The sequence below is a fragment of the Mesorhizobium sp. NPDC059054 genome, from assembly GCF_042739215.1.
Classification (GTDB): Bacteria; Pseudomonadota; Alphaproteobacteria; order Rhizobiales; family Rhizobiaceae; genus Mesorhizobium.
Genome location: NZ_JBHYHV010000001.1, coordinates 1,523,164 through 1,537,514 on the forward strand (window position 1 = coordinate 1,523,164; position 14,351 = coordinate 1,537,514).

12 protein-coding genes are annotated in these 14,351 nt (G+C 61.2%); 6 read left to right on the forward strand and 6 right to left on the reverse strand.

All coding sequences use genetic code 11. The annotated features are described in order from the left end of the window. Positions 1-156 precede the first annotated feature (156 nt). A complete protein-coding gene (locus ACFWXH_RS07300; RefSeq protein WP_379118718.1) occupies positions 157-1,512 on the forward strand; it encodes a Ppx/GppA phosphatase family protein in 1,356 nt (451 codons plus the stop codon). After that, positions 1,509-2,219 carry an RlmE family RNA methyltransferase gene (locus ACFWXH_RS07305; RefSeq protein WP_379118720.1) on the forward strand — a complete coding sequence of 237 codons (711 nt, stop codon included), beginning with the start codon at positions 1,509-1,511 and terminating at the stop codon, positions 2,217-2,219. Before ACFWXH_RS07300 ends, ACFWXH_RS07305 begins: the two co-directional genes overlap by 4 nt. Before the next feature lie 10 nt (positions 2,220-2,229). Here the strand turns inward: ACFWXH_RS07305 and ACFWXH_RS07310 are convergent, their stop codons facing one another. The 3 genes from ACFWXH_RS07310 to ACFWXH_RS07320 form a co-directional block, all read right to left on the reverse strand. Further along, entirely contained in the window at positions 2,230-3,645 is a 1,416-nt protein-coding gene (locus ACFWXH_RS07310) for a DHA2 family efflux MFS transporter permease subunit (RefSeq protein ID WP_379118722.1), read from the reverse strand. Positions 3,646-3,855: 210 nt separating this feature from the next. Continuing rightward, complete coding sequence (locus tag ACFWXH_RS07315; protein ID WP_379119001.1) at positions 3,856-4,935, reverse strand: M48 family metallopeptidase; 1,080 nt, start codon at positions 4,933-4,935, stop codon at positions 3,856-3,858. Next, positions 4,925-6,016: a YjgN family protein gene (locus tag ACFWXH_RS07320; RefSeq protein WP_379119003.1), complete on the reverse strand. Its 1,092-nt coding sequence runs from the start codon at positions 6,014-6,016 to the stop codon at positions 4,925-4,927. The genes ACFWXH_RS07315 and ACFWXH_RS07320 overlap by 11 nt, the downstream gene beginning before the upstream one ends. A 267-nt stretch (positions 6,017-6,283) precedes the next feature. Between ACFWXH_RS07320 and guaB the strand changes: the two genes are divergently transcribed. Beyond that, positions 6,284-7,786, forward strand: a complete 1,503-nt coding sequence (gene guaB / locus ACFWXH_RS07325; RefSeq protein WP_379118724.1) for an IMP dehydrogenase — start codon at positions 6,284-6,286, stop codon at positions 7,784-7,786. A gap of 48 nt (positions 7,787-7,834) precedes the next feature. On the opposite strand, the gene rnd is transcribed toward guaB, so the two are convergent. Next, on the reverse strand, positions 7,835-8,992 hold the full coding sequence (rnd, locus tag ACFWXH_RS07330) for a ribonuclease D (RefSeq protein WP_379118726.1): 1,158 nt from the start codon (positions 8,990-8,992) through the stop codon (positions 7,835-7,837). Between the two features lie 218 nt (positions 8,993-9,210). Between rnd and ACFWXH_RS07335 the strand changes: the two genes are divergently transcribed. Together ACFWXH_RS07335 and aspS are read left to right on the forward strand one after the other, a co-directional pair. Then, entirely contained in the window at positions 9,211-9,627 is a 417-nt protein-coding gene (locus ACFWXH_RS07335) for a GNAT family N-acetyltransferase (protein ID WP_379118728.1), read from the forward strand. A gap of 168 nt (positions 9,628-9,795) precedes the next feature. Continuing rightward, positions 9,796-11,586 carry an aspartate--tRNA ligase gene (aspS, locus tag ACFWXH_RS07340; protein ID WP_379118730.1) on the forward strand — a complete coding sequence of 597 codons (1,791 nt, stop codon included), beginning with the start codon at positions 9,796-9,798 and terminating at the stop codon, positions 11,584-11,586. Positions 11,587-11,667: 81 nt separating this feature from the next. On the opposite strand, the gene hspQ is transcribed toward aspS, so the two are convergent. Further along, complete coding sequence (gene hspQ / locus ACFWXH_RS07345; protein ID WP_054310027.1) at positions 11,668-11,991, reverse strand: heat shock protein HspQ; 324 nt, start codon at positions 11,989-11,991, stop codon at positions 11,668-11,670. Between the two features lie 121 nt (positions 11,992-12,112). Here hspQ and ACFWXH_RS07350 point away from each other — a divergent pair, with 121 nt between their 5' ends. Next, positions 12,113-13,075 carry an AEC family transporter gene (locus tag ACFWXH_RS07350; protein WP_379118732.1) on the forward strand — a complete coding sequence of 321 codons (963 nt, stop codon included), beginning with the start codon at positions 12,113-12,115 and terminating at the stop codon, positions 13,073-13,075. Here ACFWXH_RS07350 and ACFWXH_RS07355 read toward each other — a convergent pair. Beyond that, the gene (locus ACFWXH_RS07355; protein WP_379119005.1) at positions 13,052-14,266 is read right to left on the reverse strand and encodes a UbiH/UbiF family hydroxylase; all 1,215 of its coding nucleotides are present in this window, start codon (positions 14,264-14,266) and stop codon (positions 13,052-13,054) included. The genes ACFWXH_RS07350 and ACFWXH_RS07355 overlap by 24 nt on opposite strands. Positions 14,267-14,351: the final 85 nt, after the last annotated feature.

The following is a 14,351-nucleotide window of genomic DNA, read 5'->3' on the forward strand; positions in this document are numbered from 1 at the left end:
TACGGCGACACTTGTGACGCTACTGCGGCGGTCGACAATTTTCGTGCGGGTCTTGGTGATTGGGCCTTGCGCTGCTAGTCTGGCGCCAACTTACGAAAATATTCGTGCCAGCAGCGTCCGGACCACCGGTTCGCGCGGCACTGGAAGGAATTGACAGTGAAAGACCGCGACGCCGGCGCTGGAGCGCCGGAGGGCGGCATGTCGGAGGGGATTTCGGCATCGCCCGAGCCTGGATCCCGGGCCACAGGCCGCGAGGGACAGAGCCATGGTGGCGTGCGATGGGATTCGCACGCTTCGGCCCCACCGGGAGCCAAGGGACGTAAACGACGCAAGCGGCGGCGCGGGCGAAAGGTTTTCGCGCCCGCGGACGGCGTCATGCCGGGTCCTGCTACAACCGAGGCTCCGCTGAGAACAGGACAGCAGTCCGTCGCCGCGAATCCTCAACCGGCAAGACCAGCCAACCCTACTCCGTACGAGCAGAGGTCTCGCCCTTCATGGAACGGCGAATTGCCGGTCTTTGCCGCCCTCGACCTTGGCACCAACAATTGCCGTCTGCTGGTAGCGGTACCGGGTCGCCATGGACAATTCAGGGTGATCGACGCCTTTTCGCGTATCGTGCGGCTGGGCGAGGGGCTTTCGGCAAGCGGTCGGTTGAGCGACGCAGCCATGAACCGCGCCATCGAGGCGTTGAAGGTCTGCGCCGATAAGCTGCGTCTTCGCAAGGTCGCGGGGGCGCGGCTGATCGCCACCGAAGCCTGCCGGTCGGCGGCCAATGGCGCCGAGTTTCTGGAGCGGGTTGAACGCGAGGCCGGGCTGAAGCTGGAGATCATCGACCGTGAAACCGAAGCGCGACTCGCCGTTTCGGGCTGCGGTTCGCTGATTGAGCGCGAGACCAAGGGCGTGGTGCTGTTCGACATCGGCGGCGGGTCTTCCGAGATTGCACTCATTGATCTCAGCAACCGCCGCTCGCAACGCCTGGCAAATCATATCGTCTCCTGGACTTCTCTGCCGGTTGGCGTCGTCTCATTGGCCGAACGCTTCGGCGGCCGCACGGTGACGCGTGAGAGCTTCGCAGCGATGGTGGATGATGTCGCCGAGCGTCTTGCCGCCTTCGAAGGACGCCATCGGCTGAGCCATCTGGTTGCTGGTCCGCATTTCCACCTGCTCGGCACCTCCGGCACCGTGACCACGCTTGCGGGGGTCCATCTCGATCTGGAGCGCTACGACCGCCGCCGCGTCGACGGCTTGTGGATGGGGCGCGAGAATGTCGATCGCATGGTGGAGAAGCTGCTGGGCTGGGATTTCCAGCAGCGCGTTGCCAACCCCTGCATCGGTGCCGACCGCGCCGACCTGGTTCTTGCCGGTTGCGCGATTCTCGAGGCGATTCGAGCCGTGTGGCCGTCGGAACGCCTGCGCGTGGCCGACCGTGGCTTGCGCGAGGGTATCTTGAGTGAATTGATGGCCGATGACCGCGCTGTGCGCGGTTCCTGGCGGACAGAGGGCCGGCAATGACCAACAAAAAGGACGGTGCTGGCAGCACGACGCGTGTCTTGCGCACCAAGGTCAAGAAGAAGCGCGGCCTGAAGGAATCGTCCCGGCGCTGGCTGGAGCGGCATCTCAACGACCCGTACGTCCAGCGCTCCAAGGCGGATGGCTATCGTTCGCGCGCCGCCTACAAGCTGATCGAGATCGACGACAAGCACCATCTGTTGAAACCCGGCCAGAAGGTGATCGACCTCGGTGCCGCGCCGGGCGGCTGGTGCCAGGTGGCGGCCGCGCGCACGAAATCGACGGCCGAAGCGCCGCATGTGGTCGGCATCGACTATCTGGAAATGGATGCCGTTCCCGGCGCCGCCATCGTACAGATGGATTTCCTCGACGACGCGGCGCCGGCACGATTGATCGAAGAATTGGGCGGCGAACCGGATATCGTTCTCTCCGACATGGCTGCACCGACGACCGGGCATCGCCGCACCGACCATCTTCGCACCATGCATCTGTGCGAGGTGGCGGCCGATTTCGCCATGTCGGTCTTGAAGCCCGGCGGCCACTTCCTGACCAAGACCTTCCAGGGGGGCACGGAAAACGAGCTGCTGGACATGCTGAAACGAGCGTTCCGCTCGGTCCATCACGTCAAGCCGCCGGCTTCGCGCGACGAGTCGGTCGAGCTCTATCTGCTGGCCAAGGACTTCAAGGGGCGGGCGCCGGCCGAAAAATAAGCGTGGCGCTTCAAACTGTTGGCGCAGCGTTTTCGATCGGTTTACCAGGCTGCGCCTTGTAACCGGAGACGGCATTGCCGGCATCCGGCGACAGACGCATGAAGGACAACGCCGCCAGCGCAGCCACCGCGGCGACGATGAAGAAGGCGATATGGAAGTCGCTCAAGGTGAGCGGGCCGCCATGCACCTTGGTGGAGACCTCCAGGATACCGCCCGCCAGCGCCACGCCGAGCGCGATGTTCAGCTGCTGCGCCACTGCCGTGATGGGCGTTGCCTTTGACGTGTCCTCGGCCGGAATCTCGGCAAAGGCAAGCGCGTTGACGCCGGTGAAGAACATCGAACGGATGAAGCCTCCTGCAAGCAGCACAGCCAGCATCAGGAAATAGGGCGTCGTCGGCGTGAACAGCCCGTAGATGGCAATCGAGGCTGCTGCCAGAAGCGAGCCCCATATCAAGACACGCCGGAAACCCGCGACCCGGAACAGCCAGGCGGTGACGAATTTCATGCCGATCGCGCCAAGAGCCGAGACAAAGGTGATCATGCCCGACTGAAATGGCGTCAGGCCGAAACCGATCTGGAACATCAGCGGCAGCAGGAACGGCACGGCGCCAATGCCGATGCGGAACAGGCCGCCACCGAGCACCGATGCGCGAAAGGCCTGGTTCTGAAAAAGGTCGAGCGCCAGGAGCGGGTTTTTGGCGTGGCGCGCATGCCAAAGATAGAGCCCGCCACAAACCAAGCCGACGACCACAGTGACAAAGCCGACGATGGGGGGCAGCGCAGGCAGGCTGACCACCGAGAGCCCGAAGACAATGCCGGAAGCAGCCAGCCCGCTCAGCATGAGGCCGACATAGTCGAGCGGCGGCGTTTCGCCGGGTGGCGTTTTCGGCAGATAACGCGTCGCCAGCAGCATCCCGACGATGCCGATCGGCACGTTGATCAGGAAGATCCAGTGCCAGGAGAAGTAGGTGGTGATGAAGCCGCCGACCGGCGGGCCGACGAGGGGCCCGACCAGTGCTGGAATGGTCAGCCAGGACATGGCAGCGACGAGATCGCTCTTCGGCGTTGCCCGCACCAGCACCAAGCGCCCGACCGGCGTCATCATCGCGCCGCCCATGCCCTGGAAGAAGCGGGCAAGCACGAAGGTCTCGAGTGAATAAGCCATCGCGCAGGCCACCGAGCCCAGGATGAAAACGGCAATCGCTGCCCGAAACACGTTCCGCGCCCCGAAACGGTCGGCCATCCAGCCGCTGATCGGGATGAAGATCGCGAGCGCCACGAGATAGGCGGTAAGCGCCAGCTTGAGCGCGATCGGGCTCGTCTCGATATCCGTCGCGATCGCTGGCAGCGACGTGGCGATGACGGTGGAGTCCATGTTTTCCATGAACAATGCGACGGCCAGAACGAGCGGGATGATTCTGTTCACGAAAAGTCTGGACCTTGAAACCGCGGCGGGATCGTTCGGTCGACGCCGTTATCACGGCAATGCGGTTGCGTCCCATTTCGTTCGGTCACTTTTGTGCGACCCAGCCGGCATTGCAAGTATCCGGGAGCGGAGCACGCCAATCGTGCTGCGGAAACGAAACCGCGATAACGGCAGGCACCTCGCGTAATTTCCGCTTGCATGGGCCGGAAGTCATTTCCTGGCAGTGATCTCTTCGGCGTAGCGCCGTGTTTCGGCGACGCGCTCGGGTGTCGCCGGATGTGTCGCGAGGAAGCTTTTGCCGGACACGTCACCCAGCTCGTTTTGCAGCAATTCGAAGAAACGTGTAATCGCGGCAGGGTCGTGGCCCGCTTTATGCATGAGTTCGACGCTGTAGCGATCAGCCTCTGTCTCGGCGCTGCGCGAATATGAAAGCGCCAGCAGGGCAGCCCCCTGCACCAGGGCATCCTCTGTGCCGGAACCGATATCTCCGCCGATGAACATGATCAACGTAGCCACACCGGCAGCACGGTAGATCTGCCTTAGACTGTGCTGGCGAACGACATGGCCAATCTCGTGAGCGAGTACCCCGAGGATCATTTCATCATCCTGTCCGGCCAGTTCGACGAGTTCGTCGGTCAGGACAACCGTGCCATCCGGTAGCGCAAACGCGTTGGGGCCGATGATACCCCCCTTGCGGAAATTGAGCGTGTGGGGAGCTGCCGGACCGAACGCGCTCTTGGCACTGCTGGGCGTCAATGCCGCGATCTGCGCGAATTTGTCGGAAAGCGCTTTCTGCCGTTCGGGGTTCAATGCGCTTTCATGAAACACGGTCTTATCGAGGGAAACCAGAGCGCTTTGGCTCATCATCTGCGGCACCACCGGAGGTGTCACAAGCACGGCAATTTCCACGAGGGCCGGCACCGCGAAGCGATAAAGCGCAAAACAGAATGCCACAGCCAGGACAATGAAGAGGATGAGGCGCGGGCGGAATTGTTCGAGTTGATGGATCAAGTCGAAATGCCGGCTGACGTGCGGCTTCATCAAATCGTCGATGCCATCGTTGTCCGCTGTTTCGAAAACACCACGTTCGGGGAACGTGACGAGACGGGGGATCGAGCCAACCCGGTCGGAGATTCCAAGCGCTGACAACGGGAGGGAAACGGCAACGCCATCGCCCTTCACCGACACCATCGCGGAGCCGTCTATCGTGATAACCGCCGGTGTCGCTTTGCCGGAGTCCGGCAACCGCCAGAGACCCGAAACGGTCTTTGGAGCGGCTTCAGAAACCAAAGTCGAAGCCTTCGATATCCATGAATTCAGCCCCGACGGCGGAACCTGTATCGCGCACGGTACTGAGATAATTGTCGAGCGAACCGACCACGTGCAAGCCGGTATGATCAGCGAGATAGCGGGCCATGCGGACAGCAGCCCAGGGGCGGGCGAGACCGAGCGTGAAGATGGTTGCCAAGAAATTTGTGATGGCGATCCACGCATAGCGCCATCTGCCAACCTCCGACATGAAGCAATGCCGATGGTCTAGCACCGTTGCATTCAAGACAACGTTGCGGACGCCGGCTTTGTAGAGCAGCACAGGCAAGGAATAGACGAGAAATAGACCGACCAGCAAACCCAGCGGCACCACCGACATGATGCTCCCCGGCGCTTCGAATGCACCGTAAGCCGAACCTATTGCCGCGACGACAAAAACAATGACAGCCAATCCGACGACGGTCAGGATGGCAGACAGCCACCACGGCTTGTAGAGGTCGCCTATCCTGGGATTCGAAGAGATCGGGCGATCCCCATAGGTCAGATTATCGAGCAGGTAGCACCAGCTCCAGCGGGATGCAAAGGGGGCCAGGATGCCCAGTGATAGGCCAGCGACGACGCTCGACAGAATGAACGCGCGAAACGCGCCCCAGTAGCTGCCGTTGAAGTTCAGTCGCACGTTGCGGTAGCTCGTCACACGTGCGTTAAACCGAAGGCCGCGCATGATGAACCAGGGTATTGCCAGGAAGAAACCCAGTGCAAAAAGCAAACCGACGATCGGGAACAAATTCAACAGGACATTGTAGACGATCAAAATCACGATCACGATGATGCGGCCGATCAAAATCTGCTTCGGCTTGGCGTGATATTCGAAGCTCGAACCGGCGAGATACGTGTTGCCGTAGAAGTAGCGCTGGCGCCTGACCTTGGCCCATGCCGAATAAATACCAAGGGTTATGATCGTCAGAAGTACATTGACGATCCAGATGCCGAAATACTCTCCGGCTTGCCCCTTGAAAGAAAAACGTTCCAAGGCGCCTGGTACATTTCTGTCTGCCGCGGCCTCGGCTTGACCTTCTCGTCCCCATTGAATGCTAGTCATGAATTTCGCCGCCCCTCCCGCGCCGGAAATTACCACTACGCCATGTAAAGCAGGACGATTACAACCACGCAACTGGCCGCGCATGTGCCACCGCTATTCCCACAATTTCAGTTGTGGTTCCGCCAAGGACCGTTGCCGCTTTCCATTGGCGATCAGACGTGTTACCAGCCACCGCCAATCCTGAAAGGGAATTTCGAGTCGGCGCACCCATCCGGGTCAGCGCCCGTTTCGTTTTTAGACCCCATTTTGTCTGGATAGGGATCGGCAATGGCAAAGATCATCGAAACCGCTACCGGCGCTCTCGCGCTGACCTTCGACGACGTCTTGCTGCAGCCGGGACATTCGGAAGTGATGCCGGGCGAAACCGATATCCGCACGCGCATTGCCAACGACATCGAACTCAACGTTCCCATCATCTCGGCCGCCATGGATACGGTGACCGAAGCAAGGCTGGCCATCGCCATGGCGCAGGCCGGCGGCATTGGCGTCATCCATCGCAATTTTACGCCCACCGAACAGGCCGAACAGGTCCGACAGGTGAAGAAGTTCGAATCAGGCATGGTGGTGAACCCAGTCACCATCGGCCCCGATGCGACATTGGCGGATGCGCTCGGGCTGATGCGCCACTACGGCATTTCGGGCATCCCGGTCGTCGAGAATGGCGGCACCGGCGGTCAGATCACGGGTCGCCTGGTCGGCATCCTCACCAACCGCGACGTGCGTTTTGCCTCCAATCCCGCGCAGAAAGTCTATGAACTGATGACGCGGGAGAACCTGATCACGGTCAAGGAAAACGTCGATCAGGACGAGGCCAAGCGCCTGCTGCACTCGCACCGCATCGAAAAGCTGCTTGTGGTCGACAAGAAGGGCAACTGCGTCGGTCTCATTACCGTCAAGGACATCGAGAAATCACAGCTCAACCCGCATGCCACCAAGGACGCGCAGGGGCGCCTGCGTGCCGCGGCGGCAACCAGCGTCGGCGATGATGGTTTCGAACGGGCCGAACGCCTCATCGACGCCGGCGTCGACCTTCTCGTCATCGATACCGCGCACGGCCATTCGCAGCGCGTGCTGGATGCGGTGACGCGGGCGAAGAAGCTTTCCAACTCCGTGCGTATCATTGCCGGCAATGTCGCCACGGCGGCCGGCACTCAGGCGCTGATCGATGCCGGCGCCGACGGTGTCAAGGTCGGCATCGGCCCTGGCTCGATCTGCACCACCCGCATCGTCGCCGGTGTCGGCGTACCGCAGCTCTCGGCGATCATGTCTGCGGTGGAAACGGCCGACAAGGCCGGCATTTCGATCATCGCCGACGGCGGCATCAAATATTCGGGCGACCTTGCCAAGGCGCTGGCCGCCGGCGCCAATGCGGCCATGATCGGCTCGCTGCTGGCCGGCACGGACGAAAGCCCGGGCGAGGTCTACCTGCATCAGGGACGTTCGTTCAAAGCCTATCGCGGCATGGGTTCGGTCGGCGCGATGGCGCGCGGTTCGGCCGACCGTTATTTCCAGGCCGAAGTGCGCGATACGCTGAAGCTGGTGCCGGAAGGTATCGAAGGACAGGTCCCCTACAAGGGTCCGGTGGCCGGGGTACTGCATCAACTGGCCGGTGGCTTGCGGGCGGCAATGGGCTATGTCGGTGCTCGCGACCTTGGCGACATGCGCGAGCGGGCAACTTTCGTGCGGATATCCAATGCCGGTCTGCGGGAAAGCCATGCACATGACGTGACGATCACGCGCGAGAGCCCGAACTACCACGGCGGCGCCTGAGCGCGAACCAAACCTTGCAACGGGCGAGGGCGCTCCTCGCCCTCGCGATCAGGATTTCAGGTCGAAGACAGCAATCCTGCGCTTTTCGAACTTGATGCCGATTTCACCGCGCACGAGCCGCAGGGCGGCGTCGCCGAACACGGCGCGACGCCAGCCTTGCAAGGCCGGCACGTCGGCATCCTCGCCCTCCGCGGCAATCCGATCGATATCGTCGCTGGTCGCCAGCACCTTGGCGGCAACGCCTTGTTTTTCGGCGACGATCCGGAGCAGGACCTTGAGCAGTTCCGACGCCGCGCTTGTGCCTTCCGGCGGCTGAAACACCTTTGGCAGTTTCGGCATCTCTTCCTTCGGACGAGCCAATGCAGCATTGACCGCTTCGAGCAGGGCGGTCGCCGTTGCCGAGCGCTCCCATCCTTTCGGTGTCGTACGCAGGCGGCCGAGCGCGTTGGCGTCACGCGGCGCCTGTTGCGCGATCTCATAGATCGCATCGTCCTTCAGCACCCGTCCGCGCGGTACGTCACGCTCTCTTGCCTCGCGCTCGCGCCAGGCCGCGACTGCCTGCACCACAGCCAGTTCCTGTGGTTTGCGCAGCCGCATCTTCAGCCGCTTCCAGGCATCTTCGGGATGAGGGTCGTACGTCTCGCGGGAGGTGAGCACCTCCATCTCCTCATTCAACCAATGGGCGCGATCCTCACGGGCCAATTGGTCTTTCAGGTGCTTATAGACGTCGATCAGATGGGTGACGTCGGCCAGCGCATAGTCAAGCTGCTTGTCGGAAAGCGGCCGGTGGCGCCAATCGGTGAAACGCGACGACTTGTCGAGGCGGGCACCGGTAACCTTCTGCACCAGTTGGTCATAAGAAACGCTGTCGCCGAAACCACAGACCATCGCAGCAACCTGGGTGTCGAAGACCGGATGCGGCACGAGATCACCCAGATGGACGACGATTTCGATATCCTGGCGCGCGGCGTGGAAAACCTTGATGACCTTCTCATTGCGCATGAGGTCGAAGAACGGCTTCAGGTCGAGGCCAGGGGCCAGCGGATCGATCAACGCGGTAACGCCCGGAGCCGCCATCTGGATCAGGCAAAGCACCGGCCAGAATGTGGTTTCGCGGATGAACTCGGTATCGACGGTGACGAATTCGGATTTGGCGAGTTCGCGAACAACCGCATCCAGTTCTTCTTGGCTTGTTATCAGATGCATCAAAATCTCATTGGCAAGGAATGCGATCTTGTCTCGCCTGCCGACCGGTTTCGTCAAGTCATAGATGGGCGCATTCTTGCTATCGGCTGCGTATAACGGCCTTTTTCCCGCCAGATTTGAAACCGCTCAGTGAGAATCGCAAATATCGCGGCAAACGGAACACCAAAAAGACATTCCGAATCCGCCGACCTCTATTCAAGTGAAACCTCAGGTGTCCAATGGTGATGCTGACCGTCAGCGCAGAAGTCGATGAAGACATCGCCGATATGATCGGCGAGGGGCTGGACGAATACAACATCGCAAAGGGCGGGCCCTACAACCACCAGGAGCTTTGGATCCTGGCGCGCGACGACGATGGCAGCGTGCTGGGCGGTCTCAAAGGCAATACCGGCTATTCCTGGATGTTCGTCGACTGGTTGTGGGTGAGCCCTGAGAATCGCAAGGGCGGCCTTGGCAGCCAGTTGCTCGCCAAGGCGGAAGCGATCGCGCGCGAACGCGGCTGTCTCGGTGCCTATCTCGAAACCTTTTCCTTCCAGGCGCCGGAATTCTACAAACGTCACGGTTTTCAGGAGTTCGGCCGCATTGACGACTATCCGCCAGGACACGCCACCATCTGGCTGAAGAAGCAGTTCTGACCGGTAACGGCTCCGGCTGAGCGGCCGGTCGGGCCGCATGGCTGTTCAGTTATCGCGTTCACCTTGACAAAAGCCGGCTTGCGTGCGCTTTTCGCGCCAATTTTCGGGCATCGCGCATACTGCGCCGCCCGTTCGCATGAACCCCTGAAATCTTGGAATGGCAGTCCTATGCATCGTTACCGCAGCCACACCTGTGCAGCTCTCAGGAAGTCGGATGTCGGCCAGAATGTTCGGCTCTCCGGCTGGGTCCATCGCGTGCGCGATCACGGCGGCCTGCTGTTCATCGATCTGCGCGACCACTACGGCCTGACCCAGATCGTCGCCGATCCGGATTCGCCGGCCTTCAAGGCGGCCGAGACGGTGCGCGGCGAATGGGTGATCCGCGTCGACGGTGACGTCAAGGCACGTACCGCGGAAACTGCGAACGCCAACCTGCCGACCGGCGAGATCGAGATTTTTGCGCGCGAGATCGAAGTGCTTTCGGCTGCCAAGGAACTGCCGCTGCCGGTGTTCGGCGAGCCGGATTATCCCGAGGACGTGCGCCTGAAGTACCGTTTTCTCGATTTGCGCCGGGATACGCTGCACAAGAACATCGTCAAGCGCACACAGGTCATTGCCGCCATGCGCCGCGAGATGACGGCTGCCGGTTTCGCCGAGTACTCGACGCCGATCCTGACGGCTTCCTCGCCGGAGGGCGCGCGCGACTTCCTGGTGCCGAGCCGTATCCACCCCGGCAATTTCTACGCGCTGCCGCAGGCACCGCAACAGTACAAGCAGCTTCTGATGGTGGCGGGCTTCGACCGCTACTTCCAAATCGCGCCATGCTTCCGCGACGAAGATCCGCGCGCCGACCGCCTGCCGGGCGAATTCTATCAGCTCGACCTCGAGATGAGCTTCGTTACGCAGGAAGACGTCTGGAACACCATGACGCCGCTGATGACCTCGGTGTTCGAGCAGTTCGCCGAAGGCAAGCCGGTGACCAAGGAATGGCCGCGCATCCCTTATGACGAAGCGATCCGCAAATACGGCTCCGACAAGCCCGACCTGCGCAACCCCATCATCATGGAAGAGGTGACGAGCCATTTCGCCGGCTCAGGCTTCAAGGTCTTCGCCAACATGATTGCTTCGAACCCGAAGGTTCAGGTCTGGGCAATCCCTGCCAAGACAGGCGGTTCGCGTGCCTTCTGCGATCGTATGAACGCCTGGGCGCAGCAGCAGGGTCAACCTGGTCTCGGTTACATCTTCTGGCGCAAGGAAGCCGAAAAGCTGGAAGGTGCAGGCCCACTCGCCAAGAACATCGGTGAGGAGCGCACCGAGGCCGTCCGCACCCAGCTCGGCCTTGATGACGGCGACGCCTGCTTCTTCGTCGCTGGTGAACCGGACAAGTTCTACAAATTCGCCGGCGAGGCACGCACCCGTGCGGGCGAGGAACTGAACCTCGTCGACCGCGACCGCTTCGAGCTGTGCTGGATCGTCGACTTCCCGTTCTTCGAGTGGAACGAAGACGAGAAGAAGGTCGACTTCGCGCACAACCCGTTCTCCATGCCGCAGGGTGGCCTGGAGGCGTTGAAGAACCAGGATCCGCTCACCATCAAGGCTTTCCAGTACGACGCCGTCTGCAACGGCTTCGAGATCGCTTCCGGCTCGATCCGCAACCAGTCGCCGGAAACCATGGTTGCTGCCTTCGAAAAGGTTGGATTGAGCCAGCAGGATGTGGAAGAGCGTTTCGGCGGTCTCTACCGCGCCTTCCAGTACGGCGCGCCGCCGCATGGCGGTGCGGCGTTCGGCATCGACCGTATCATCATGCTGCTGGTCGGCGCCAAGAACCTGCGCGAGATCTCGCTGTTCCCGATGAACCAGCAGGCACAGGACCTGCTGATGGGCGCGCCGAGCCCGGCGACGTTGACACAGCTGCGCGAGCTCGAACTGCGCATTACGCCGCAGAAGAAGGACGTCTGATCGGCACTGCGACGCCGAACAAAAAAGGGCTCCGGATTTCGGAGCCCTTTTTGTTTGCGAAAACCGGGGTTCTCGACCAGATCAGTGTTTGGAATGATGCTTGGGCTCGTAACGCCCGTCAGCCGTCTTGTCGAACAATTCGTTGATCTGCGGGTGCCGTACCGGCTCGCCGGAATCGTCTTCGAGCAGATTCTGCTCCGAGACGTAGGCGATGTACTCGGTCTCCGAGTTCTCGGCCAACAGATGATAGAAAGGCTGATCCTTGCGCGGCCTGACTTCCGCGGGGATTGATTCATACCATTCTTCGGTGTTGGCGAATTGCGGGTCGACATCGAAGATGATGCCGCGAAACGGAAACAGCCGATGGCGAACCACTTGTCCGATTGAGAATCTGGCTGTTTTCATCATACTCACCACACAACTTTCCATTGTTATTTGGCGCAGGAACTGCCGCAATTCAATCCTGCCAAGCTTGCACCCTCCCTGATCAGCCTATAGGCCGGAGCAAGAATTGTCGGGGAACGGCATGTCGGAAGTCATCGGTCTGGTCCTGCCTTTCTTCGGGTTGATCTTCTTGGGTTTTCTGGTGGCGCGGCTGACCAGGCAGCCGCTGGAGGCGCTGGGATGGATGAACACCTTCATCATCTATGTCGCTTTGCCGGCGCTGTTCTTCCAGCTTCTTGCCAAGACGCCGTTCGAGAAGCTGACCGAATGGAATTTCATCCTGGGCTCGGTCTTTTCGACCTATGTCGTCTTTTCCCTGATGTTTGCCGCTTCCGTCATCATGTCGCGCGGCGAGATCGCCCAGTCGACAATCAAGGCGCTGGCCGCGGCCTATGGCAATATCGGCTATATGGGGCCGGGGCTGGCATTGCTTGCTTTTGGCGAACAGGCCGCGGTGCCGGTGGCACTCATTTTCTGTTTTGAAAACATCATCCATTTTGCCGTTGCACCGATGATGATGGCGTTGTCTGGCGGCGAAAAACGCCCCGCGCCGGAACTGATCCTGGAGGTTGTTCGCAAGATCGTCCTCCATCCCTTCATCATCGCCACGGCCGTCGGCGTTGCCGCGGCCTATTTCCAGTTCCGGCCACCGGTGCCGGCGGAAAGGCTGCTGGTCTACCTGTCGAACGCGGCCGCACCATGCGCGCTGTTCGCCATGGGCGTGACGCTGGCTTTGCGGCCCCTGAACCGTGTGCCGGCCGAAATGTTGCCGATCGCGCTGCTGAAGCTCATCGTGCACCCGCTGCTCTGTTATGTGGTGCTGAGCGCTGTTGGCAATTTCTCGCCGGCCTGGCTGTTTTCTGCGGTGCTTCTGGCTGCGTTGCCGACGGCGACCAACGTCTTCGTCATTGCCCAGCAATATGGCGTTTGGGTGCAGCGCGCTTCGGCCAGCGTGCTGATCACCACCTGCCTGTCGGTCTTTACGGTGACGGGGCTGCTCTATCTGATCCGCAACGGCATCCTACCGCCGGATCTGTTCCCTTAAGCCTCCGGCCAGGGCCGCGAAGCCGCTGCCGGGGCGTAGACCCTCGCGCATGAAGAAGGCGCGGAGCGGCGCGAAGCCGCCGAGCAGGCCAAGGCCCGCGCTGCGCGCCATCTGTGCCGGCAGCATGTCCGACAGCAGCGACATGTTGAGCAGGTTGACTGCGCCGCTTCTCGCCAGGATGTCGGGCCGCCGCTTGAAATCGTAAGCGGCGAGCGCCGCAGCAGCGCCCGGATCACCTTGGTTTTTCAAAGCAACATCAATGAGATCGTCGATATCCCTGATACCAAGGTTTAGACCTTGTGCGCCGATTGGTGGGAAGACATGGGCCGCCTCACCGACCAACGCGATGCGTTTTGCAGCAAAGCGCAGCGGGGTGGCGGCTGAAAGCGGGTAGATCTGCCGCCCAGGTTCGACGCTGACGCGGCCGAGCATCGACTGCATCCGTTCCTCGACCTTGACTGAAAGTGCGGCATCATCGAGCGCCGCCAATTCCTTGGCCATTTCCGGCTCAACCACCCAGACGAGGCTCGAGCGATTGCCAGGCAGGGGAACCTGCGTGCACGGACCTGTCTCGGTGTGGAATTCAGTCGACACAAAGCCATGCTCGACCCGATGACCGAAATTCAGCACCAAAGCGGCTTGCGGATAGGTGCGTTTGGCCGTCGTTATGCCTGCGGCTTCGCGTGCAGGCGACAGACGACCATCAGCGGCAACGGCAAGGGCACCGGAAACAGAAGTGCCGTCGGCAAGGATCGCTGTTGCCGTATCCCCGTCGAGAGACCAGCTCGTGACGAGGGACTTGCGCCAATCGATCCCGGGCGAGACCTCCACGACCTTGGCCAGAACTGGGTTGAGCACATTGTTGGGGAAGTTGAGGCCGAACTGCTCTTCGTCGATCTCGCTTGCGCGAAAAGTAACGACCGGACTGCGGATGAGACGTCGTGTGGCATCGACGATGCGCATGATCTTGAGGGGAGCAGCCACGGGCTGCAGTTCACCAAGGACGCCGATGCGGTCGAGCACTTTCAGCGCCGGATTCATCAGTGCGGTGGTGCGGCCATCGGAGGCATTAGCCTCTGGGCCAACTAAGGTTACTGGAAATCCGGCATGGGCAAAACCAAGAGCGGTGATCAAGCCGGCCGGACCGGTGCCGGCGACAAGGATTGGGGAATTCGAGATCGTGTCTGGCATCGGCACTCGCATGGTTTTTCTGCTGGCGGATCGAAGAGTGTCCGGTAGCGGTCGACCTGCCATGAACAACGCATATAGTGCAGCC

Excerpts from the sequence above, each read along its gene's own strand:
- ACFWXH_RS07305 (WP_379118720.1), top strand. The coding sequence starts at position 1,509 with ATGACCAACAAAAAGGACGGTGCTGGCAGCACGACGCGTGTCTTGCGC.
- ACFWXH_RS07320 (WP_379119003.1), bottom strand. The coding sequence starts at position 6,016 with ATGACTAGCATTCAATGGGGACGAGAAGGTCAAGCCGAGGCCGCGGCA.
- guaB (WP_379118724.1), top strand. The coding sequence starts at position 6,284 with ATGGCAAAGATCATCGAAACCGCTACCGGCGCTCTCGCGCTGACCTTC.
- rnd (WP_379118726.1), bottom strand. The coding sequence starts at position 8,992 with ATGCATCTGATAACAAGCCAAGAAGAACTGGATGCGGTTGTTCGCGAA.
- ACFWXH_RS07335 (WP_379118728.1), top strand. The coding sequence starts at position 9,211 with ATGGTGATGCTGACCGTCAGCGCAGAAGTCGATGAAGACATCGCCGAT.
- aspS (WP_379118730.1), top strand. The coding sequence starts at position 9,796 with ATGCATCGTTACCGCAGCCACACCTGTGCAGCTCTCAGGAAGTCGGAT.
- hspQ (WP_054310027.1), bottom strand. The coding sequence starts at position 11,991 with ATGAAAACAGCCAGATTCTCAATCGGACAAGTGGTTCGCCATCGGCTG.
- ACFWXH_RS07350 (WP_379118732.1), top strand. The coding sequence starts at position 12,113 with ATGTCGGAAGTCATCGGTCTGGTCCTGCCTTTCTTCGGGTTGATCTTC.
- ACFWXH_RS07355 (WP_379119005.1), bottom strand. The coding sequence starts at position 14,266 with ATGCCAGACACGATCTCGAATTCCCCAATCCTTGTCGCCGGCACCGGT.